This window comes from Chryseobacterium sp. SIMBA_028, from assembly GCF_046535285.1.
GTDB lineage: Bacteria > Bacteroidota > Bacteroidia > Flavobacteriales > Weeksellaceae > Chryseobacterium.
In genome coordinates this window covers 112,999-135,259 of the sequence record NZ_JAWRWZ010000004.1, presented here as the reverse complement: position 1 = coordinate 135,259, position 22,261 = coordinate 112,999, and the positions used below count along the sequence as shown (strand labels likewise).

Genomic DNA, 22,261 nt, shown 5'->3' with positions numbered 1-22,261 from the left:
TTTTAAAGTATTTATGGATGTCGATTTTCACACTATAAAAAACAAAGACCGGAATAATTCAGGCCTTTGTTTTATAAGCTAACAATCAAGTTACTAACTAAATTTGGATTTCCTGAAAATATGGTTGATGTCATGTTATCAACTTTAAATTTCACATCCGACGTTCCTCCGGCACCAAAAGTATGGGCATTGAAGAAAAGTTCAGGGAACGGATATGTTGGCTGAATGGTGTACATCCCCCCTACCCTCTTGTGGCTACTTGAAAGTACAGGACTAATCAGAGCAGATCCCCCACCATTAATACTAGGTACAGGTGTACTCACTAATGACAGAACATATTTAGCTTTATTGGACGGATCAGCCAAGAATACTAAAGAAGGTGTAAACTCAACTTTTGGCTGGTTTGAAATATAAATATTATCTCTTACCGTTGTGGATTGAATAATATCACTATTGATCTCAATCAGGTTTTCAACCGAGCTATTATCAAGTACAGTAGAATTGTTAGCAATTAAACAATAATTCAATTTTCTTGCCTCTATTTTAACTAATTTAGAAGAAGAAGTAAAATTATTACCTGAAATTTTAATAAAAGAAAAATCCACATACTGAGTATTAGGCGGATCAGCAGTAGTAAATTTTACTCCAAGAGAATGCCCAATAAAATGATTATCACAGATCTCTAAAGATTCTGTTGCACAAGAAATACCAATAGCAAATCTTGTTTCAATATTATTGTTTTCAGAATACAGTATATGAGAAACATTGTTTCTTACAGTAACTCTCTCACATTTACCCAACTTATTTTCAATAATTAATAAAGATTGCCATCCATTATAAAATGGAAGTTCACCTACAATATGTTTATGTCTAATATTATTAGAAGCAATAAGGACATTTGAGGTAATACAATTCTTTGTACCCCATAAATAAACAGCACCAGCTGTTAATTCAGCAATATTATCAGAAATTGTAATATTAGAAATACTCTCTTTTTCACCAGCATTTCCTACTACAAAATTCATTCTCAAATAGTTGTATATTTTATTGTTTGAGAACGATGTATTACTAGCATGAATTTCACATGCACAGCCAATAAATCTTGTTTGCTCATTACCAATAAAAACATTATCATAAACAGATAAAAAATTAGCATTTCCATAGATCGTAGAATGATCATCATTAATTTTTTTATTACTCATAACTAGATTTTCAAAAATACAGTTATGGATAGAAACCTTATTACCATTTTCAGCCCAACCAACTCCTATACAGTTAGTTAAATCACCATTCGTCCAATATAGTCCATCTATATCAACATTTGTACAGTTACCTCCCTCAAAACCGATTCTACGTTTATAAGAAGTCCTTAATTGTGAAACCTGCCCATTAAAATCAATAACTCCCCTACCTTTAAAAGTGATATTGTATAAAGGTGAAAAATTTATAGGCTTTCGAGCATTAAAACCAGAAAAAAGTACAAATGCCTTGTCATCAAAGAACTCACCAAGCTTAATAACGCTATATTCCTCAAATTCTACATCTAAATAAGATCTTAATTCTAAAACATTGGCATGCTCCAAAACAAGAACTGCATCATCACTGTAAGAATTAATTAGAAAATGACCACTTGGAAAAACTAATTTTAATCCAAGCTTGGAGCTGATATCAAATACCTTTTGGATAGCAGGTCTTTGATCTACAGTATAAGATGACTTAACACCAAAACAGGTTACATATACTCTTTTTGAAGCAAAAACTACAGTGTTTACATAATAATCATTACCCCTTGATCGATAAATAATCTCATCACTCAATACTCTGGGATCATTCACACCAAGAGCTTGCCCATCAATCCAAGTAGTTACTTTTTTAAAGTTGACATTCTCTTTGGTAAAACTGTCAATTAGCTGTATAAGATCATCATTAGGAGCTGTATTTCCTACCGCGAAAAATTCATTTGTATACATCAAAATATTTTAATTTGGTACTGCAAATGTATTTCCCGCTAACGCCAAAACTTGACGTATAAAAAATATTCAGAAAGAAGAAAAGATTTAATTTCTACTCTTAAAAAAACTAGAATTCTATTTGAAATTAAAATGATCATTTTTCGTTTTAAAAAGCTTGTTATAATATAACTTTCTATCAATGAATCAAGTCTATTTAGTATAACCTAAGGTTATATCTAAAAACAATACAAACCACGATCAATTCAGGATTTCTCAATAGAATTTCAAACATAAAAAAGCCTGCTAATTAAATTAGCAGGCTTTAAAATATAGATATTTATTTCTTATTAATTATTGATAGCAGCTACTCCAGGAAGTTCAAGTCCTTCAAGACTTTCAAGCATTGCTCCACCTCCGGTAGAAACATAGCTTACTTTATCAGCATATCCAAACTGCTTAACGAAAGCAACACTGTCTCCTCCTCCAACTAAAGAGAAAGCACCTAATCTTGTAGCTTCAGCAATACTGTCACCCAATGCAACAGTTCCTCCTGCAAAATGTGACATTTCAAAAACTCCAATTGGACCATTCCAAAGAATTGTTCTTGAATTTAATAATACATCATTAAACTGATCTCTTGATTTGTGACCTGCATCCAATCCCATCCATCCTTCAGGAATAGCATAAATGTCTGCTTCTTTTCTTTCAACATCATTACTGAAACTTTCAGCGATGATGGCATCAGAAGGAAGATAAATCTTAACCTTATGTTCTTTTGCCTTACCTAAAATTTCAAGAGCTAAAGGAATCTTATCTTCTTCTACTAATGAATTTCCAATTTTCCCTCCCAGAGCCTTAATAAATGTGAAAGCCATTCCACCTCCAATAATCAGATTATCTACTGCCGGAAGAATATTTTCTATAATGGTTATTTTAGTTGAAACCTTAGATCCACCTAAGATTGCAGTGATAGGTTTCTCACCACTTTTCAAAACTTTATCGATTGCCTGAAGTTCTTTAGCCATCAATAAACCGAAGAATTTAGTTGAACTAAAGAATTTCGCAATGACAGCTGTTGAAGCATGTGCTCTGTGTGCTGTTCCAAAAGCATCGTTTACAAAAGCATCCCCAAGCTTGGAAAGTTGTTCAGCAAAACCTTCATCTCCTTTCTCTTCTTCATTGTGAAAACGTACATTCTCTAATAATAAAATTTCACCCGGCTTAAGTTCAGAAGCTGCTTTCTCAGCCTTTTCCCCAATACATTCATCAACGAACTTCACTTCCTGACCAAGAACATCGGAAACTTCTCCTAGGATATGTTTTAGAGAAAACTCATCCTTAACCTCTCCTTTGGGTCTTCCAAGGTGTGTCATTAAGATAACAGAACCGCCATCTTTAAGGATTTTCTCTACTGTCGGCTTCACTGCAACAATTCTGGTATTGTCAGTCACATTCAGTTGGTCATCCTGTGGAACATTGAAATCAACTCTTACAAGAGCTTTCTTATCTTTAAAATTGAAGTCGTTAATTGTTTTCATTTTTATATTTAGATTTATTTTTTTCTAAAATCACTTGGAAATACTAATCCAGCTCTAATGGCTTTTCAGCAAATTTCGCCAGAGGCAGTTCCATCAATTTCTTCGATTTTTCGTTTCACAAATGTAAGGTTTTAAACTTTTTCAACAGATTGATTAAAATAAAAGTTTTCAAAAACTTTCCCCGAACCCAATCACCCACTAATCAACATTTCTTCTCTCTTTAAAAAAAAGAATAATGTAGTTGTTGTTGTATATTGTTAGTATCGGGGATAAGTTTTTGGCTAAAAATTGATAATACTCAACCGGTACTCAATTCATATTTAACTCACAATATAAATGCTTGTAAACCTGCATATTTAGACACTTATTCACAATTGTTGATAACTTTACCAAGAAACCATTATTAGTTATTTTATTATGGAAAAATCTGGGGATAGCTTGAGAAAAGATCTGGAAAGTTGTGGTGAAAACTTTCAAAAGGATTTTCTATTACGAAATATATTCTTCTTGAAAAATAGAAAGTTGAAAAAAGTTTTCCACAGTTATTCACATACCTTTTCACAATTAACTCACGGTTTACTAACACGAATTGTTATTATTCTTACCTTTGTAAGGAAATAAAATCTAAAAAAGCTTAATAAGAGTATTATGAAAAGAAAAATTGCTATCGCAGCGGACCATGCAGGCTATGAATATAAGGAGATTGTTAAGAACTACCTTTCAGAACAGTTTGAAGTTCAAGATTTTGGAACGTTTTCCACAAACAGTGTGGATTATCCAGACTTTGTCCACCCTGCTGCCACCTCTGTGGAAAACGGAGAAAATGAGCTGGGAATTTTGATCTGTGGAAGCGGAAACGGGGTTCAGATCACTGCGAACAAACATCAGAAGATTAGATGCGCACTTTGCTGGATGCCGGAGATTGCGACATTGGCAAGACTGCATAATGATGCGAATATGATTTCCATGCCGGCAAGGTTTATATCAAAGGAACTGGCCATTGAAATTGTAGATAAATTTCTTTCTACAGATTTCGAAGGTGGAAGACACCAAAACAGGGTTGATAAGATTGCTGTTTGCTAAATATACTAGGGCTTGTAATTTGAATTACAAGCCTTATTTATTTTTTATTCGTACATTTGCAGTGTTCAATAGAAGTTATATTCTATTCTTCTTCCAGAACCTTTATAATATTAAAACATATTAAATAGAAGGTTTTTCTCCTTTCTTCTCGATATTTGTATTAAATTTATACAAAACTAAAGCTTCCGTTATTAAGTAGATTTAGAAAAATAAGGTTGAATTAAACATTAAGGTTTGATGAAAAAAAGAATATCTGTAGTATTGTTTTTGTGGCTTGCTGTTTCCGGGCTTAGGAAATAATAGTGAAGAATTCTTAAAAAAGTGTAGAATCATTTTCACAACAAAGCTCACCCGAATGGATGAATTTGAAATATGAAAATGTTATATATTAAGTAAAGAATAGAATATTGAAAAGTTACCATTGATAATACTTATATTCGATCAGAATATGACCATGATTTATAATCAATGAAAGAGGGTAACTGAAAAGTTTACCAATAGAGATGGTAACCTATCTCATATTAAATTCAATCTTTAAAAAAGATTGGCTTCTGACCAAGGGAGGAAGTAAAAAACGAATTAAAAAAGAAATTAAATGTCAAAAAAAAGAAAATATATAAGTCATAAAAATGATTTGAAACTCATGGAAATCGGAAGATTGATCCTACGTTTCATGAATGCAAATGCATCAAAAATTTATAATTATAAGCAGATTTCGGACGGAATAGAATACAAGAATCCAAGACAAAGAGAACTTGTGATCCAGGCTTTGCATAAACTTCAGGGCTCTGAAAAGATCAAGGAAGTGGAAAAAGGAAAGTATATCGTAAACATGAAAATTGCAGGAACGTTAACTGGGATTATTGATTTCAACCAGAGCGGAAATGCTTACGTAAATGTTGAGGGAATGGAAAATGACGTCTTCATTCACGCTAAAAATGTAAAGGATGCTTTACAGGGAGATAAGGTTCTTATTATAACTTATCATTATAAAGGAAAGAAATTGGAAGGCTCTGTTTTGGAAGTTTTGGAAAGAACAAGAACGGAGTTTGTAGGAACTTTTCAAAAGGTTGCCCATAAGGATTTCGGGTTTGTAGTTTGTGATAAAAAATCTATCAATACAGATATCTTTATTCCAAAAGATAAATTCAATAATGTTGAAGATGGAGACAAGGTAATTGTGAAGATGACGGAATGGAAACCGGGAGATAAAAATCCTGAGGGTGAAATTCTGCAGGTATTGGGTGCTCCGGGAGAGCATGAAACAGAGATCCACTCTATTCTTGCAGAATATGGTTTACCATATGAGTTTCCACCAGAGGTAGAGGCTGATGCAGATAAGATCGACAGAAGCATTACTGATGAAGAAGTAGCAAAACGTTGGGATATGCGTGACATATGCACATTTACCATTGACCCTAAGGATGCGAAGGACTTTGATGATGCCTTATCCATGAGAAAACTAGAAAACGGAAACTGGGAAATTGGTGTTCACATTGCCGATGTATCTCACTATGTGGTTCCGGGAACGATCCTGGATGATGAAGCGTATAAGAGGGCCACTTCAGTTTACCTTGTAGACAGAGTTGTTCCCATGCTACCGGAAGTATTGAGTAATGATGTTTGCTCTCTTCGTCCAAACGAAGATAAATATACATTCTCTGCAGTTTTTGAATTGAATGATGAGGCTGAGATCCAAAAACAATGGTTTGGAAGAACAGTGATTCATTCAGACAGAAGATTTACCTATGAGGAAGCACAAGAGCGTATTGAAACTGGTGAGGGAGATCTGGCTGAAGAAATCAATACTCTTGATAAACTTGCTAAGATCATGCGTAATGAGCGTATAAGAAAAGGGGCAATTACATTTGACAGAAGTGAGGTAAGGTTTAATCTGGATGAAAATAATGAACCCATCGGGGTTTACTTTAAAATAAGCAAGGATTCCAATCACCTGATCGAAGAATTTATGCTTTTAGCAAATAAAAAAGTATCTGAGTTTGTATCCTTAACAAAGAAAAGGGAGATCACTAATAATACATTTATTTATAGAGTTCACGATGATCCGGATCCAGCGAAACTGGAAGCTTTAAGAGACTTTGTTTCTACATTCGGATATAAAATGGACCTTGCCAATACCAAGAAAGTTGCAGAATCTTTGAATAAACTTCTTCATGATGTAAAAGGAAAAGGCGAAGAAAATATGATTGAAACACTGGCGATGAGAAGCATGAGTAAAGCGGTGTATTCTACGGAACCAATAGGTCACTATGGGTTAGGTTTTGAGTACTATAGCCACTTTACCTCTCCTATCCGTCGTTATCCGGATTTATTGGCACATCGTCTTCTTCAGCATTATCTGGATGGAGGAAAATCTCCGGCTAAGCCTGAATTGGAAGAAAAAGCGAAGCATTGCAGTGCTATGGAAAGACTGGCAGCAGATGCTGAGAGAGATTCCATTAAATATATGCAGGTGAAGTTTATGGAAAAGCACCTTGGAGAAACTTTCACGGGAGTAATTTCCGGTGTTGCTGAATTCGGGTTCTGGGTAGAAATTCCTGAAAACGGAGCTGAAGGTCTAATCAAATTAAGAGATTTAGTGGATGATTCCTATACGTATGATGCAAAAACTCATGCTGTATACGGAAACAGACACGGAAATAGGTATCAATTAGGAGATCAGGTTCAGATCAAGGTTGTAAAGGCCAATCTGATTCAAAAGCAACTGGACTTTAAGGTGGTTAGCTAATATCAATAATTAAGAAATAACAATAGAAAGAGATTGTTCCGTAAAGGAATGATCTCTTTTATTTTTAAGACCTATTAAAAATCATAAAATAGACTTTTAGCTGCCTGTTCTTACGACAAGGACTTCTCTGCTTCCCTCTATAGCTTATTTTATAAAAAAAATCTCTTCTAAAATCAAGATCAAATACAATTGATATATCACAACTTTATTGAATAATTAAATCATAAAGTATAACTTTGTATAAAACGGAATGAATTTTTTTCATTTTAAAATATATTAAATGCTTGAACTTGTACTATCTGCCATCATATTAGGATTCATGCTGAGTCTGGTTTTTATAGGACCTATATTCTTCCTGCTAATAGAAACCAGCTTCTCCAGAGGCCCAAAGCATGCCTTATCATTGGATCTTGGCGTTATCACCGCAGATTTATTATGTATTGTAGCAGCTTATTATGCCAGTACGGATATCGTAACTTTAATAGATAAACATCCCGGGTTTTACAGGATTACCTCCATTCTTATTTTTATTTATGGAATTGTGATGCTGGTTACTAAGACCAAAATGCATATGCCCGGCGAAGAAAGAATCATTGGACAAAATTATTTTAAGACCTTTTTTAATGGTTTTTTCTTTAATCTTTTAAATGTTGGAGTTATTCTTTTCTGGCTGGTAACGGTGATTTCCGTAAGGAATCAATATCCGGACACCAGCAGTTTTATTTTATACATAGGAATAGTTCTTGCCACTTACCTTTCCATTGATCTCGCTAAAATATTTCTGGCTAAACAATTTCACGATAAACTTACCCAAAAACTGGCCAACCAGATCAGAAGAGTTGTTGGGTGTATTCTTATTGTCTTCAGTTTCTTTATCTTCTTACAAAGCTTCAAGAAGTTCAATCAGTTTGAAAGACAGCTGGAGGAAGCAGAGAAAAAAGAAGTAAAATATCAAAAAACAAAATGAAAAAAATAATCTTTCCAAAACCCCTTAAGAAAGGGGCGAAAATAGCTGTTATCTCCCCTGCAGGAGCCGTAGATGCCTCACAACTTGAAAAAGGCATAAAACTGATTAAAAGTAAAGGATTTGAGCCTGTTTTAGGAGAACATCTTTATACAAAGTTTGCCAATGGCTACAATTATGCAGGAACAGAAAAGGAAAGAATAAAAGATATCAATTGGGCCTTAAATGACAAGGAAATTGGGGCGGTCTGGGCTTCCAGAGGTGGCTATGGATGCCAGCACCTCATTCAGCATCTGAAGCTGAAAAACTTTACAGAAAATCCGAAATGGTATATCGGTTATTCCGACAATACAGTAATCCAAAGTTATCTATTAAAAAAAGGGTTTGCCTCCATTCATGGACAAACCATTAAAACATCAAGCTTTGGAGTTACCGAAGAAAGCTATAATCTAATCTTTGCTATTCTCAAAGGGAAAATGCCTAACTATAGCCTAAAATCTCATCAATTCAATATAAAAGGGAATGTTGAGGGAGAATTGGTTGGAGGGAATTTAGCCCTTGTCTATGCTCTTTTAGGGACCAAATATTCTTTCGATTTTAAAGATAAAATTTTGTTCATCGAAGATATCGGAGAAAACTTTTACGCGCTGGATCGTATGATCATGAGCTTGGAGCTGGCAGGTGTCTTCAATAAAATTAAAGGACTTATTATAGGTGGAATGACGAATATGGGTGATGAAAAAGAAAACAAAAGCTACGAAGAAAGCTTTGATGAATTTGCCTATAAACTGATCTCGGAAAGGATTTCAAAGTATAAATTCCCTGTAGTATTTGGCTTCCCGAACGGACATATTAAAGACAATAGACCGTTGATTATTGGAGGAAAAACTAAGATGAAAGTTGAGAATAAGGTAAAGATTGAATTTTAAATAGTAGCACTCTCCTACTCTGATAAACTCAAATAAAAGATATGGCTGATCATAATGACTTTGGAAAAATAGCAGAGGATATGGCTGCTGATTATCTTCAAAAAAATGGCTATAAAGTTATAGCCAGAAACTTCAGGTTTCAGAAAGCTGAGATTGATATTATTGCTGAAAAAAATGATTTAATAATTATTGTTGAAGTAAAGGCCAGATCTACGGACGCATTTATGCTGCCTCAGGAAGCTGTTACCAAAACGAAGATGAAGTCAATTGTAACTGCAGCTAACCATTATCTTGAAGAATCTGAAAAACAGAACGAAGTAAGATTTGATATTATCTCCGTTCTTCCCGATGAAAACAAAAAATTAATGATTGACCATATACCCGATGCCTTTCAGGCATTTGATGCTAATTAACTCTTCAAAATATGAGTCACAAACAGTAACTTATTATCATGAGTAGAATTGAGGATCTAATGGGTTGTAATGAAAATAAAATGTAATAAAAGAGTACAAATATAATGATGAATCATTGTAACAATAAAGATCAATATTGTAAAAGCGCGTATTGGTAAATTGTTATATTGATACACTGGGACATTAAATAAATTAACCTTTATGAAGACAATATTAATCACCGGAGCTACCTCCGGAATAGGTAAATCCACAGCAGAACTTCTGGCAAAACAAGGAAACAGAATCATTATATGTGGAAGGAGAAATGAAGTACTTAAATCTTTAGATACTGAGCTTTCTCTATATACCGAAATATTTAGTTTAAAATTTGATGTAAGGAATCTTGAAGAGGTTGAAGCAGCCATCAATTCCCTTCCTGAAGAATGGAAAGATATTGATGTTCTGATTAATAATGCAGGAAATGCTCATGGACTTGATCCACTCTCTGCAGGAAAGACGGATGACTGGGATTCTATGATTGATGGAAATATAAAGGGACTGTTGTATGTCTCCAAAATGATCATCCCATCTATGAAAACTAAAAATTTAGGTCATATTATAAACATTAGTTCTGTGGCGGCGAGGCAAACCTATGCCAATGGAGTAGTATATTGTGCTACCAAAAAAGCAGTAGATGTTATTTCAGAAGGAATGAGACTGGAGCTTACTGAGTTTGGAATCAAGGTGACCAATATTCAGCCGGGAGCAGTAGAGACGGATTTCTCATTGATCAGATTCAAGGGTGACAACGAAAAGGCTGCTACAGTATATGCCGGCTATGAGGCGTTGAAAGCTGAAGACATTGCAGATGCCATTGCCTACTGTGTAAATGCTCCCAAACACGTTACCATTGCTGATATGACTATTTATCCAAGCGCTCAGGCGGAACCAAGAACAATCTATAGAAAATAGTCTCAAAATAATGGAGTAAATTTGCAGAATATTTAAAAGCGATTTTGCTTTTTTGCAATTTTGCAGTTTAGCTTAAAACGATAAAATGAAAATCCTATATCTCGAAACATCATCTAAAAACTGTTCAGTAGCCGTATCCGATGATGACAAACTACTGTGCCTCTGTGAAGAGGTTTCCGAAAACTATAAGCAGTCTGAAAGTCTTCATACCTATGTAGAATGGGCATTGGAAGGGGCTGGAATTTCACTTAAAGACATTGAAGCTGTTTCTCTGGGAAAAGGACCGGGTTCTTATACAGGCCTGAGAATTGGTGCAGCCTCTGCAAAGGGGTTCTGCTACGGGCTTAAAGTTCCTTTTATTGCCGTAAATTCTCTTGAAAGTATGATAGAGCCGTTTTTAGGACATAACTATGATTTTGTAGTGCCATTGATTGATGCAAGGAGAATGGAGGTGTATACAGCCGTTTATGATGGTTCTACGGGAAAAGAACGCTCTGCTACCGAGGCTAAAATTTTAGATGAAACTTCTTTTGAAGAATTTAAGGATAAAAAAGTAATCTTTGTAGGAGACGGAGCCAAGAAAGCTAAAGATATTTTAAATCTACCTGATGCAGACTTTAACGAGAGTATCTATCCATCATCACAATACCTTATCAAAAAGACGCTGGAAAAGATAAACAACAAAGACTTTGAGGATATGGCTTACTTTGAGCCTTTCTATCTCAAGGATTTCCATGGGGTAAAGAAAAAGAAAAGCGAAGATTAAATCTTCGCTTTTTTATTTTTATTGTGGTCCTCCTGGAGGGACATGTGATTTTATTGGTTTGTTTGGAGTTCCAACACTGTTTTTCTGCTGCTGGACATTATTGGAAGGATTTTGCTGAGGTGGGGTTAATTCTAAATTTTGCGAATTATTTATACCCTCCGGTTTTTTCCCTCTTTCATTAATCATTTGCTGGGCATTATTACTTTGGATCCCAGACTGAACAGGGGAGGACGGCTGTTGCATAACAGCATTTCCTTTATTGTCAGTAGCCTGGAAGCTTAGATCACTTTTCAGGTAGTTAAGCATTTCCTTGGCTCTTATCCCTTCGGGTGTTTTAGCGTAGTTTAAAGCAATCTGCTCAAGTTGAAGGATCATTACTTCTTTTCCACTGGATTTTCCTGCGTTAAAGGCATTTAATAGATATAGTTTCGGAACTAATGCGTCTTTCGGATATTTCTGAAGGGTCTGGTCTATAACTTGTCTGCTTTCCCCAAATTTTTCAGATTCATAAAGTGCATATGCTCTTTTATATTCATTTTCAACATCTTCTGTTGATTTTACAAAAGAAACATTTTTAGGATTTCTTGCAAACTCAGCATAAGAAGTATAAGGATAATCAGTCAAAAGAATTTGTTTTGCCCTATCTGATGCCTGAGGATTTTTCTCATAATTCATGGCAAAGATCTCATACAATGCCTGCAGCATTACCTTTTCTTCCGGTTTTACATCCACAAGGTCGTAAAGTGTTTTAGTAGCTAGGGGAGTATTGGTAAAATAATTCTGATACATAATACCAAGTCCTAAGGAAGCTGTATCCCTGTCCTTTTTTAACTGTCCTAATTTGCCTTGGTCAGTAGGAATCTGCTCAATATAATAACTTGGTTCAAAACGTCTTGGATTAGGAGCTGAAGTGACTCCAAGAGCTTCATTTTTCATATCCTCAATAGAAGCCATCTTTTTGGAAAAGCGCCAGTTATCAGAAAGGGCTCTGTCGCCCCAAACTTGCTTAAACGAAGATGTTCCCTTACTTACAGTTCCGGTATTATTGAAATAAAAACCTTTTGTAGTTACCCCAAAATCTTCAAAAGCACTGGAGTTATTATTGGCAAAAATTGAATTAGAACTATAATCTCCGGAATCAAAACCTTTATTTCTCTCAGCACGTTTTCTCTCTTGCTCTTCCTTTTCTTCCTTGATCTTTAATTTAGCAATATGCTTTGAGAAAAAATCTGTTTTCTGGGCGTCATCCATTTTGGCCAAAGAAAGAATACTGTCATTCTTCTTGATCAGATAATAGTTTTTGGAGATCTTTTTGATATATTCAGATTGATCCTTCAACAATATTTTTGATGGTTCATAGGTCATTACAGCAAGTGCAGAATCATAATAACTACCGGCTCCGATATAGTCATTCTTGTCCAGATAGCTTTTTCCTATCTCATAATAAGCCAACCCACGGATTTGTGGATCAGAAACCTTTTCAAATAAAGACTTTTTGAAAAACTGCTGTGCTTCGTCTTTTTTTCCTGCTTTATTGGCCATTAGCCCCAAAGCATAGTAAAATTCATTCTTTCTGGAACCATAAGTTCCTTTTTTACTGATTCCTTCCAGATAGTTTTTAGCCCCATTGTAATCTCCTTTGCCATTAAAGGTTTTAGCAATAGCAATCTGAGATTTTACTTCAAATTCAAAATCACTGGAATACTTGTAGGCGGCAGTATAACTTTCTCTGGCTTTATCATTTTGACCTAAGTTTTCAAGAACCTGACCTCTCAGGTAAGCAATTCTGCTCTTTAGTTTTCTGTTTGAATTCAATTCAAAAGCAAGATCAAGTTCTTTAGACGCCTCTTCTTTTTTACCCGCATCCAAAAGGGATTCAGCATAATAAATACTTAATAACTTAGCATAAGTTTTATTGATATCCTCACCCTTTAGCTTGGCAAAAGTTTCATGGGCTCTGTGATAATCTTTGACTTTATCATAAGCCACTCCCTGATAAATTCTTGCCAAAGGAATCCTTTTGTCATCTTTCATATGAGTGAAAACATAATTGAGGGCATCCATGGCCTGTAGAGGCTTATTCTGATAAATCCTTGACTGTGCAAGAATCATATAGGCATCAAAAATCTGCTTGTTTTTTTCTTCACCGTTTCGGGTTACAGAATATTTATTGATTGCTTTTAGGGCCTTAGCTTCAGCAATTTCTAATGTAGTGGCACCTTTATTCTGACCTTCATCAGGATTATTTTGTCCGGCTCCCGGTGGCCCCTGCATATTGGGAACTCCTGAATTGCTTCTTGACGAAGACCTGTTCGCTACTTCAGCCATTTTCATTGAATTCTCTGCAAAAGCTGTGGATTGACCAAGATCACTTCCTAAAGGCTGATCTTCAAAAGTAAGGATAGGGATATAAGGAGCATAAAAATTATCCTTATGTCCTTTATCACGGGCAGTAAACTCACTGTTTAATGCATCTTTGGCATTAAATAGAGTGTTATAATATGTGGAAAATCCTTTCAATAGCTTTGATCGTTGTTCCGGCTTTTTTGTTTTGGTAGCACAAGAAGCAACGAGACAGATTACTAAAAGGAACAATATATTCTTTTTCATTATTCAATATAACTTGCTAATTTGCTTTTTATTATCAGCTGTTTGATGATTTTGTAAAAATAATAAAATTTTATAATGAATAATATTTATATTTCTTTCTGAAATATTTTATTTCATCTTTATCGGGGCCGGGAGCCTCATAACTTTTTAAATCATTGAGGTTTCTTTCAAAATTTTATATACAAGATGGGTAGGGAGTCCCATAATGGTATAAAAGCTTCCTGTCATTTTACTGATTTTTGCCATTCCCAGCCATTCCTGAATACCATAACTGCCTGCTTTATCAAAAGGTTTGTAATTTTGAATGTAATAATTTATTTCATCATCAGTAATCTCATCCAATGTTACATCTGCTACATCTGTTTCAGTAAAGATCTTATCAGCAGTTTTAATCGTAATGCCGGTATACACCTGATGGGTTTTCCCTGAAAGGCTGCGAAGCATATTGAAGGCATCTGCTTCATCCTTAGGCTTACCAAGAACCCGATTATCAATGGCAACTACTGTGTCTGCAGTCAGTAAAACCTCGTCAGCGGTCAGGCTTCTGAATGCATCTGCTTTTAATTCAGACAAATAAGCGGCTGCTTCTTCTATTTTGATGTGTTCTGGAAGAATCTCTTCACAGTCAATTTTTACCACTTCAAATTCAAAACCAAGGCTGGAGAGAAGTTCCTTTCTTCTTGGGGATTGTGATGCTAAAAGTAATTTCATGAATTAAGATTATACAGATTGAGTGTTATCATCATGCCAGTTTCCCTGAACCTTCATTACCTGTTCGATCACATCACGTACAGCGCCGCTACCTCCTTTTTTAGGAGAAATATAATCAGATACTCCCTTTACCTCAGGAACTGCGTTTTCGGGGCAGGCTGCAATTGCCGAATTTTCCATGATGTGAATATCCGGAAGATCATCACCCATGGTTAGAATCTCCTCATTTTTAAGATTGTACTTCTTTTTAAAATCTTCAAAATCCTCTATCTTGTTATGAGATTTCGGGTAATAATCCTGAATTCCAAGATAATTGATCCTGTGTTTTACCATTTCATCATTTCCACCAGTAATTACACCTATCAAATAATTATTTTTTAATGCTTTAACTACTGCATAGCCATCCAAAACATTCATTACTCTGCACATATTTCCTCCAGGCATCAGATAAACACTTCCGTCTGTGAAAACTCCGTCTACATCAAATACAAATGCTTTAATATCCTTTAATTTCTCTTTATAACTCATACATTTTTTGAATAGATTGATTCATCGTCTTGTAAATGTCAAGACTTTCTTCATTTTTTATTAATTGTTCATGTAACTGTAAAACCCTTAGATCATTTCTCACTGCGGGTCCGGTTTGGGCCAATTTAGGCTCTATTTCATGAATCTTCTGAACCGTTTCATCAATCAACGGTAAAAAGTAATCAAACGGAATTTCCTGAGAATCTGAAATTTCTTTTGCTCTTGAAAAAAGATGGTTCACAAAATTGCAGGCAAAAACGGCTGTTAAATGAATATATTTCCTTTTTTCATGATTACTTTCCATTACATTTTTTGAAATTCTGGAAGCCAGTTCAACAAGAGTTTTCTGATCCTCTTCATTCTCCGTTTCAATGAAAAACGGAATTTTTTCATATTCCAGTTCTTTTGATCTTGAAAAGGTCTGCAAGGGATAAAAACTTGATTTTCTGTATTCACCAATCAGAATTTCCTTGGGAAGCGAACCTGAAGTATGAGCCACCAAACAATCTTTTTTTGTAATGATTTTTGATACTTGCTCTACAGAATTATCACTTACACAGATGATATAAAGATCTGCATCTTCCAAGTGTTCCGTGGAATAAGGAATACTTAATTCTTCAGAAATCTTACTTAATTCTTTTTCGTTCCTGCCAAAAATCTGGGCCAGCGAAATCCCTTTCAGTGTGAAAGCTTTTGCCATGTGATAGGCAACATTTCCGGAACCGATAATTACAATTTGCATCTAACAAATATAGGATTTTAAGCTGAGTCGGGAAAGGAAGATGAGTATAGAAGCCATGAAGATAAATAGAGGCACGTTTATTGCGTAACTGTCTCATATTATTTTTAATATTTAAACTGAAAATTGAATAACTAATTTAACTTTCAGCTATTTTTGTAATCCAAAACAGTGAAAGGCATCTTATGAAGATTAAGGACGCGGAAATTATTTCGTTGATGCAGAATCCACGGACCCAGGATAAAGGTGTCCGTGCCTTGATGGATGCCTATCAAAGCAGATTGTACTGGCACATTAGAAGAATTATTGTGGATGGAGATCTTGCCCAGGATACTTTGCAGGAAACTTTTATTAAAGCTTATCAGAATTTTCATCAGTTCAAGAATGATAGCCAGTTGTATACCTGGCTGTACAGAATTGCAACCAATGAGGCCCTACAGCAGGTTAATAAAATGAAGAAGATGCAGAAAACTGATGAAGATCCCGAGTACCACATGCAAAATCTTGTTGCAGACAATGCTGAGGATGATGCTGAAGAAATACAAATTTTGCTTCAGAACGCTATACAAAGCCTGCCAGAAAAGCAGAAACTAGTATTTATGATGCGGTATTATGATGACTTGCCCTATGAAGAAATCTCAAAAATTGTAGATATGTCGGTAGGGACATTAAAGACTAATTATCATTATGCCAAGCAGAAAATAGAAGATTATATTAAAAAAAATTACGAAAGATAATTTTTGAGAAAACAAAGATGAAAGAGTTCGACATAGAAAAATTAGAACGTAAAAACATTTACACAGTTCCTGACAATTTGTTTGAAAATATTCAGGAGAGCATTTTGAATGATATAAAGACAGAAAAAAAAGCGCCTGTCTTTAAGTTAAACTGGATGTATGCTGTAGCTGCATCATTGGCTTTGATCTTTGGGATAACATTTATTTTTAATTACAATAATGATTCGGACAAAGGATTGAATTCAAAAGAAACATATGCTGTAAACAAAGGAGAACCGAAAACTGAGGGCGAAATTGCATATGAAACATTGAAAGCAGATTTAACTTCGGTTGAAAGTAATAATCAAACATTTGTAAATCAGAAGAATAGTGTGGATTTTTCCAACAATGCTGAAAATGAGAGTGGAAAAGAAACAGTATCACAAAAACCTGTGAAAGCAGTAGTGAAAAAAGAAGAAAACAGAATGAATGAATATCTGGATTCGTTTTCCAATTCTGAAATTGCAGAATTGGCAAGTAACTCAACTCAGGACGTTTATTTGGATTTATATAACTAATAAAGAAAGATGAAAAAGATAATATTGACGTTTTTTATTATTTATGGTTTTGGCTTTAATGCTCAAATCAATGATTATGACTGGAAAAAGATGGATCCTAAACAAAGAAAGGAAGTCATCAATAATCTTTCTCCTGAAGAAAGAAAGGAACTCCTTAAGAAATTCAGGAACAATATGATCATGGATAATTTGAATGTTGATCCCGGTGATAAAGCCGAATTTACACAGCTTTATAACGAGTATCTGGACAGTCAGAAACAGATAAAAAGTCAGTTTGATCCAGGCTTTAACCCTGAAACATTATCAGATGATGAAGCTAAAGCAAAACTACAGCAAAGCTTTGAAATAGGGCAAAGACTTCTGGATAACAGAAAAAAATATGCAGAAAAAATGCAACAGGTAATTCCCTGCCAGAAAGTTCTGAAGCTGTTTCAGTCTGAGGGGATGATGCGGGATAAAATGAATGAAAGAAAACCTCACGGAAACAATAATGCTCCGGGACCTAAACAGACCCCATAATAGTTTATTTTTTTAATGTTGGACGGCTCTCACAGATTTTTTTGTGGGAGCCGTTTGATTAAATTTATATTTTTGCGGAAACTGATTTTATGAAGAAGATACTTCAAATTGTACTTATTTGCATTACCATAATCACTTTCGCTCAAAAGAAAGAAATTATAAAACTTAAAGGTAATATTCCCAATAACGGAGACCGTGAATACAGCGCATTACACGTTATAGACCAGAGAATAGATAAAACCATAGGAATCCTCCCTTTTGATGATCATAAAGAAATAAGAGAGGTTGCTTTTGCAACTTCACCCAATGACGATTTGGGAAACTGGTATCGTAAAAGCAACTATAAAGGGGGAAAACAAGAACTGATTTTGGTTTTAAAGGCGCTTAAACTATCTGTAAAAGAGACAGGAAATATAAAAAATATGGGGACTATTGATTTCTCAGCACAGGCTTTTGCAAAAGAGGGAGAGCAATATCATTTTTTGTATAAAAAGGATACTGTTTTTGCTTTCAGTAATAAAGATGTTTCGGATCTTATGGTTAAAAACATTCATCATATTTTTTCAGGTTTTCTTTTATTGACCTATAATAAAAAACCATATGCAGATATTTTAACCCTTGATGAAGCTTCAGACTATGAGGGTTATATTAAAAATAACTACGAAATCTTTAGAACAGAAACTCTTAAAGAAGGTATTTATCTGGATCATATATCTTTTTTTAAGCAAATTCCAGAAGATGGGAATTTTGTTCTGGAAAAGAATGGACATAGTGGAGGTGTGGTAAGGGCTATAGCAGAGAAAGACGGAAAAAAAAGGAGGATTTCTGCTTCTAAGATGTTTGCGTATGTAGAAAATGGAAAAGCTTATAAAAAAGTATCTGAAAGGTTTTTAGAATTAAACAGAAATAAAAAAGGATTTTATCTATTGTCTAAACCTGCGGACATTTTTTCAACAAATGCAAGTCCTTTTATGATGATGGGCCTGGCAGGAGCACTAATACAAAGTATAACAACAGAAAGGATAAACAATGATGATGTGAAAGAAATTTATATTGATCCTCTTACCGGAGAATATGACATTTCTGAGTAGAAATTAAATAAATTGATACATTAAGATAATGAGATACAATAATCTCTCTCTTTTTTTTATCTTTGCAAATTACAAGATTCTTAAATGAAAAACATACGAAATTTTTGCATAATCGCTCATATCGACCACGGTAAAAGTACCTTGGCAGACCGTCTTTTGGAGTATACGAATACCGTTACCCAAAGAGAACTACAGTCTCAGACGCTTGATGATATGGATTTGGAAAAAGAACGTGGGATTACGATTAAATCCCATGCCATCCAAATGGATTATGAATATAAAGGCGAAAAATATATCTTAAACCTGATTGATACACCGGGACACGTTGATTTCTCTTATGAGGTTTCCCGTTCCATTGCTGCCTGTGAAGGTGCACTTCTTATTGTAGATGCTGCACAGAGTATTCAGGCACAAACGATCAGTAATTTATATTTAGCCCTGGAAAATGATTTAACAATCATTCCGATTTTAAATAAAATTGACCTTCCATCTGCAAATCCTGAAGAAGTAACCGATGAGATCATGAACCTGATTGGTTGCGAATATGAAGATGTATTGAGAGTTTCAGGAAAAACCGGAGAGGGAGTTCATCATTTATTAGAGCAGATCGTAGATAGAATTCCCGCACCTGTAGGAAACCCTGACGGCCCACTTCAAGCTTTGATTTTTGACTCTGTTTATAATCCATTTAGAGGAATTGAAGCCTATTTCAAGGTGGTAAACGGAAGCATTACTAAAAATGAAAAAATTAAATTCTTTGCTACTGGTAAAGAATATGGAGCAGATGAGGTAGGTACCTTAAAGTTGAAGCAGGTTCCAAAGAAAAGCGTTCAGTGTGGAGATGTAGGGTATTTGGTTTCCGGGATTAAAGATGCCCGTGAAGTAAAAGTAGGAGATACAATTACTTCGTTTGACAAACCTGCTGCTGGTCCAATTGACGGATTTGAGGAAGTGAAGCCAATGGTATTTGCTGGTATTTATCCAATTGATTCTGAGGATTTTGAAGAGCTAAGGTTCTCCCTTGAAAAACTTAGGCTGAATGATGCTTCCCTTGTTTTCGAACCGGAAAGTTCTGCCGCTCTTGGTTTTGGATTCCGTTGCGGATTCCTGGGAATGCTTCATATGGAGATTGTTCAGGAACGTCTTGACAGAGAGTTCAACATGAACGTAATCACAACGGTACCGAACGTTTCTTATTTTGGATATACTAAAAAAGAACCTGAGGTGCCCATCTTGATCAATAACCCATCAGAAATGATGGATCCATCAACAATGGATAGAGTAGAAGAACCATTCATTAAGGCATCTATCATTACAAAATCTGACTTTGTAGGAGCTGTAATGACTCTGTGTATTGAAAAAAGAGGTGAGATCGTTAACCAAAGTTATTTAACATCTGAAAGAGTAGAATTAATCTTTAATATGCCTTTGGCTGAAGTTGTTTTCGACTTCTACGACAGGTTAAAATCAATCTCTAAAGGATATGCATCATTCGATTATCATCCAATAGGATTCAGAGCTTCCAAGCTTGTGAAAATGGATATCCTGATCAACGGTGATATGGTAGATGCCCTTTCCTCTTTGATTCACGACAGTAATGCTTACTATATTGGTAAAAGGATGTGTGAAAAGCTTCGTGAGCTAATCCCGAGACAACAGTTTGATATTGCTGTTCAGGCGGCTTTAGGAACTAAGGTTATTGCAAGAGAAACCATTAAGGCCTTAAGAAAAGACGTTACTGCAAAATGTTACGGAGGTGATATTTCCAGAAAGCGTAAGCTATTGGAAAAACAGAAAGAAGGGAAGAAGAAAATGAAGCAGATCGGAAGGGTAGAAGTACCGCAGTCTGCATTTATGGCCGTATTAAAGCTTAATGACTAAATATATAAAAACCGCTTCAACTGAAGCGGTTTTTTATTTTACTTTTTACGAGTGAATTTTATTTCCATTGTTTTCATTTCTTTTCCTGTTTTAGGATTAGGCCCATACATTTCCAAGGTATGGTTATTGTCATCAGTAAAAGTATAGACCTCTCTCACTTCACATTCTTTTCCCGGTTGGCTAGGGTCTGTCATTTTACCTTTAAAATCAATTGATTTTTTAGCTGGATCCCAATCTCCTTCAGCACGCATTAAACCTGTTCCCATATTGTCTATCCATGTACTTACAAACTTTTTCTTGGCATTATCATATCCCATAATGCTCATTCCTTCAAATGGCATCCCCATGAAATTTCCTTTGTAATTACTTACCTGATAGCGGCCTTCAAAAATCATTTTATTAGTGCATTCCGAAGTGCTTGTAGCTGCCTTTCCACTATCGTCCATCCACATGCTGGTAGCACCGGTCCAGTTTCCATCAAATTTGGCCAGCATTTTATGCATGTCACCCGGGGTTGCAAACTCCATCCATGCTTTTGTAGCAGTTGCCGAATCTACAGGCTTCCATTCAGAACCTGAAGCCAAAGAATCTTTTTTATCCGGGCTTTCTGAGGTAGAGGTTTTTCCTTTTTCGCATGATGCAAGTAAAAAACCGATCATGATGATTGCTAATAAGTTTTTCATAAATATTTAATTTTAAGTTGGTTATAATGATAAGTTAAAGGTAAGAACTTTTATTATAGATGAAAATATTTTTTATTCTTGTGATAAATCGTAGCTTTGTGTATTCGTAACGCAAATTAATTTATGGAGTCTCCTAAAAAACTACAAGATATAAAAGTGGCTGTAGATGCTGTTATTTTCGGCTATTTTGATAAAAAAGACCTGCAAATACTTCTCATCAAAAGAAATATTGAGCCTTTTAAAGGGGGATGGGCGCTTCCTGGTGGTTTGGTTCTGGATGATGAAAATCTAGATGATGCGGTGAAAAGAGAGCTTCATGAAGAGGCAGGCATTAAACCTGACTTTTTAGAACAACTCTATACATTTGGTAACGTAGGTCGCGATCCTCGAAATAGAGTGGTTTCTGTGGCTTATTTGGGACTTGTAAATCCATCTTACCACGAACTTTTTGCAGATTCTGATGCAGATGATGCACAATGGTTCAGTATCAATAAGCTTCCGTCGGTTGCCTTTGATCATCAAACGATTATTGACATTGCATTAAAAAGACTTCGTACTAAAATTCAATACCAGCCAATTGGCTTCAATCTTCTCAATGAAGAATTTCCTTTCTCGGATCTTGAAAACCTTTATAAAACAATTGTAGGTCAGGAAATAGACCGAAGAAACTTTCGTAAAAAAATCATGAGCTATGGACTGCTTAATGAAACCAATAACGTTAAAAAAGAGGGCAGCGGAAGACCAGGAAAGCTTTTCACATTTAATCAGGAGAAATATAAGGAACTGGAAGAACAAGGATTTTACTTTGAAATCAAATAGTTTTATCTAAAGATTCATGATACCATACAAATGGCATTTAA

20 protein-coding genes are annotated in these 22,261 nt (G+C 35.0%); 13 read left to right on the top strand and 7 right to left on the bottom strand.

Annotation, left to right across the window (positions count from 1 at the left end; translation table 11 throughout):
- Positions 1-71 precede the first annotated feature (71 nt).
- Both SCA31_RS06540 and SCA31_RS06535 read right to left on the bottom strand, forming a co-directional pair.
- The gene (locus tag SCA31_RS06540; protein ID WP_410696164.1) at positions 72-1,970 is read right to left on the bottom strand and encodes a hypothetical protein; all 1,899 of its coding nucleotides are present in this window, start codon (positions 1,968-1,970) and stop codon (positions 72-74) included.
- A 329-nt stretch (positions 1,971-2,299) separates the two neighbouring features.
- Positions 2,300-3,490, bottom strand: a complete 1,191-nt coding sequence (locus tag SCA31_RS06535; RefSeq protein WP_410696162.1) for a phosphoglycerate kinase — start codon at positions 3,488-3,490, stop codon at positions 2,300-2,302.
- Positions 3,491-4,138: 648 nt separating this feature from the next.
- Here SCA31_RS06535 and rpiB point away from each other — a divergent pair.
- The 7 genes from rpiB to tsaB all read left to right on the top strand — a co-directional run bounded on the left by rpiB (position 4,139) and on the right by tsaB (position 11,345).
- A complete protein-coding gene (rpiB, locus tag SCA31_RS06530; protein WP_076352881.1) occupies positions 4,139-4,573 on the top strand; it encodes a ribose 5-phosphate isomerase B in 435 nt (144 codons plus the stop codon).
- Between the two features lie 595 nt (positions 4,574-5,168).
- On the top strand, positions 5,169-7,322 hold the full coding sequence (gene rnr / locus SCA31_RS06525; RefSeq protein ID WP_410696160.1) for a ribonuclease R: 2,154 nt from the start codon (positions 5,169-5,171) through the stop codon (positions 7,320-7,322).
- A gap of 280 nt (positions 7,323-7,602) precedes the next feature.
- Complete coding sequence (locus SCA31_RS06520; RefSeq protein WP_106917795.1) at positions 7,603-8,289, top strand: LysE family translocator; 687 nt, start codon at positions 7,603-7,605, stop codon at positions 8,287-8,289.
- The gene (locus SCA31_RS06515; protein ID WP_410696158.1) at positions 8,286-9,215 is read left to right on the top strand and encodes an LD-carboxypeptidase; all 930 of its coding nucleotides are present in this window, start codon (positions 8,286-8,288) and stop codon (positions 9,213-9,215) included. The genes SCA31_RS06520 and SCA31_RS06515 overlap by 4 nt, the downstream gene beginning before the upstream one ends.
- Before the next feature lie 41 nt (positions 9,216-9,256).
- Positions 9,257-9,628 (top strand): YraN family protein, encoded by a 372-nt coding sequence (locus SCA31_RS06510; protein WP_410696156.1) that lies wholly within the window; start codon positions 9,257-9,259, stop codon positions 9,626-9,628.
- Positions 9,629-9,829: 201 nt separating this feature from the next.
- Entirely contained in the window at positions 9,830-10,579 is a 750-nt protein-coding gene (locus SCA31_RS06505) for an SDR family NAD(P)-dependent oxidoreductase (RefSeq protein ID WP_410696154.1), read from the top strand.
- An 85-nt stretch (positions 10,580-10,664) separates the two neighbouring features.
- Positions 10,665-11,345 carry a tRNA (adenosine(37)-N6)-threonylcarbamoyltransferase complex dimerization subunit type 1 TsaB gene (gene tsaB / locus SCA31_RS06500; protein WP_410696152.1) on the top strand — a complete coding sequence of 227 codons (681 nt, stop codon included), beginning with the start codon at positions 10,665-10,667 and terminating at the stop codon, positions 11,343-11,345.
- 18 nt (positions 11,346-11,363) lie between these two features.
- Here the strand turns inward: tsaB and SCA31_RS06495 are convergent, their stop codons facing one another.
- The 4 genes from SCA31_RS06495 to SCA31_RS06480 form a co-directional block, all read right to left on the bottom strand.
- Complete coding sequence (locus SCA31_RS06495) at positions 11,364-13,955, bottom strand: tetratricopeptide repeat protein (RefSeq protein WP_410696151.1); 2,592 nt, start codon at positions 13,953-13,955, stop codon at positions 11,364-11,366.
- Positions 13,956-14,102: 147 nt separating this feature from the next.
- Positions 14,103-14,666, bottom strand: coding sequence for a Maf family protein (locus tag SCA31_RS06490; RefSeq protein ID WP_410696149.1), 564 nt, complete (start codon positions 14,664-14,666; stop codon positions 14,103-14,105).
- A 9-nt stretch (positions 14,667-14,675) separates the two neighbouring features.
- Positions 14,676-15,194: a KdsC family phosphatase gene (locus tag SCA31_RS06485; protein WP_106917789.1), complete on the bottom strand. Its 519-nt coding sequence runs from the start codon at positions 15,192-15,194 to the stop codon at positions 14,676-14,678.
- Positions 15,184-15,936, bottom strand: a complete 753-nt coding sequence (locus SCA31_RS06480) for a Rossmann-like and DUF2520 domain-containing protein (RefSeq protein ID WP_410696147.1) — start codon at positions 15,934-15,936, stop codon at positions 15,184-15,186. The genes SCA31_RS06485 and SCA31_RS06480 overlap by 11 nt, the downstream gene beginning before the upstream one ends.
- Positions 15,937-16,118: 182 nt before the next feature.
- On the opposite strand from SCA31_RS06480, the gene SCA31_RS06475 reads away from it, so the two are divergent.
- From SCA31_RS06475 to lepA, 5 genes are all read left to right on the top strand, one after another.
- Positions 16,119-16,670 carry an RNA polymerase sigma factor gene (locus SCA31_RS06475; protein ID WP_410696145.1) on the top strand — a complete coding sequence of 184 codons (552 nt, stop codon included), beginning with the start codon at positions 16,119-16,121 and terminating at the stop codon, positions 16,668-16,670.
- A gap of 17 nt (positions 16,671-16,687) precedes the next feature.
- Complete coding sequence (locus SCA31_RS06470) at positions 16,688-17,227, top strand: hypothetical protein (protein ID WP_410696144.1); 540 nt, start codon at positions 16,688-16,690, stop codon at positions 17,225-17,227.
- A 9-nt stretch (positions 17,228-17,236) separates the two neighbouring features.
- A complete protein-coding gene (locus tag SCA31_RS06465; protein WP_410696142.1) occupies positions 17,237-17,746 on the top strand; it encodes a hypothetical protein in 510 nt (169 codons plus the stop codon).
- Positions 17,747-17,835: 89 nt separating this feature from the next.
- A complete protein-coding gene (locus SCA31_RS06460; protein ID WP_410696140.1) occupies positions 17,836-18,837 on the top strand; it encodes a hypothetical protein in 1,002 nt (333 codons plus the stop codon).
- Between the two features lie 84 nt (positions 18,838-18,921).
- Positions 18,922-20,718, top strand: a complete 1,797-nt coding sequence (gene lepA / locus SCA31_RS06455; RefSeq protein ID WP_410696139.1) for a translation elongation factor 4 — start codon at positions 18,922-18,924, stop codon at positions 20,716-20,718.
- A gap of 38 nt (positions 20,719-20,756) precedes the next feature.
- Here the strand turns inward: lepA and SCA31_RS06450 are convergent, their stop codons facing one another.
- Positions 20,757-21,401, bottom strand: coding sequence for a DUF1579 domain-containing protein (locus tag SCA31_RS06450; protein WP_410696137.1), 645 nt, complete (start codon positions 21,399-21,401; stop codon positions 20,757-20,759).
- 123 nt (positions 21,402-21,524) lie between these two features.
- Here SCA31_RS06450 and SCA31_RS06445 point away from each other — a divergent pair, with 123 nt between their 5' ends.
- On the top strand, positions 21,525-22,220 hold the full coding sequence (locus SCA31_RS06445; RefSeq protein ID WP_410696136.1) for an NrtR DNA-binding winged helix domain-containing protein: 696 nt from the start codon (positions 21,525-21,527) through the stop codon (positions 22,218-22,220).
- Positions 22,221-22,261: the final 41 nt, after the last annotated feature.

Bases quoted from the DNA above. Each gene is read 5' to 3' on its own strand.
- SCA31_RS06540 (WP_410696164.1), bottom strand. From the start codon at position 1,970: ATGTATACAAATGAATTTTTCGCGGTAGGAAATACAGCTCCTAATGAT.
- SCA31_RS06535 (WP_410696162.1), bottom strand. From the start codon at position 3,490: ATGAAAACAATTAACGACTTCAATTTTAAAGATAAGAAAGCTCTTGTA.
- rpiB (WP_076352881.1), top strand. From the start codon at position 4,139: ATGAAAAGAAAAATTGCTATCGCAGCGGACCATGCAGGCTATGAATAT.
- rnr (WP_410696160.1), top strand. From the start codon at position 5,169: ATGTCAAAAAAAAGAAAATATATAAGTCATAAAAATGATTTGAAACTC.
- SCA31_RS06520 (WP_106917795.1), top strand. From the start codon at position 7,603: ATGCTTGAACTTGTACTATCTGCCATCATATTAGGATTCATGCTGAGT.
- SCA31_RS06515 (WP_410696158.1), top strand. From the start codon at position 8,286: ATGAAAAAAATAATCTTTCCAAAACCCCTTAAGAAAGGGGCGAAAATA.
- SCA31_RS06510 (WP_410696156.1), top strand. From the start codon at position 9,257: ATGGCTGATCATAATGACTTTGGAAAAATAGCAGAGGATATGGCTGCT.
- SCA31_RS06505 (WP_410696154.1), top strand. From the start codon at position 9,830: ATGAAGACAATATTAATCACCGGAGCTACCTCCGGAATAGGTAAATCC.
- tsaB (WP_410696152.1), top strand. From the start codon at position 10,665: ATGAAAATCCTATATCTCGAAACATCATCTAAAAACTGTTCAGTAGCC.
- SCA31_RS06495 (WP_410696151.1), bottom strand. From the start codon at position 13,955: ATGAAAAAGAATATATTGTTCCTTTTAGTAATCTGTCTCGTTGCTTCT.
- SCA31_RS06490 (WP_410696149.1), bottom strand. From the start codon at position 14,666: ATGAAATTACTTTTAGCATCACAATCCCCAAGAAGAAAGGAACTTCTC.
- SCA31_RS06485 (WP_106917789.1), bottom strand. From the start codon at position 15,194: ATGAGTTATAAAGAGAAATTAAAGGATATTAAAGCATTTGTATTTGAT.
- SCA31_RS06480 (WP_410696147.1), bottom strand. From the start codon at position 15,936: ATGCAAATTGTAATTATCGGTTCCGGAAATGTTGCCTATCACATGGCA.
- SCA31_RS06475 (WP_410696145.1), top strand. From the start codon at position 16,119: ATGAAGATTAAGGACGCGGAAATTATTTCGTTGATGCAGAATCCACGG.
- SCA31_RS06470 (WP_410696144.1), top strand. From the start codon at position 16,688: ATGAAAGAGTTCGACATAGAAAAATTAGAACGTAAAAACATTTACACA.
- SCA31_RS06465 (WP_410696142.1), top strand. From the start codon at position 17,237: ATGAAAAAGATAATATTGACGTTTTTTATTATTTATGGTTTTGGCTTT.
- SCA31_RS06460 (WP_410696140.1), top strand. From the start codon at position 17,836: ATGAAGAAGATACTTCAAATTGTACTTATTTGCATTACCATAATCACT.
- lepA (WP_410696139.1), top strand. From the start codon at position 18,922: ATGAAAAACATACGAAATTTTTGCATAATCGCTCATATCGACCACGGT.
- SCA31_RS06450 (WP_410696137.1), bottom strand. From the start codon at position 21,401: ATGAAAAACTTATTAGCAATCATCATGATCGGTTTTTTACTTGCATCA.
- SCA31_RS06445 (WP_410696136.1), top strand. From the start codon at position 21,525: ATGGAGTCTCCTAAAAAACTACAAGATATAAAAGTGGCTGTAGATGCT.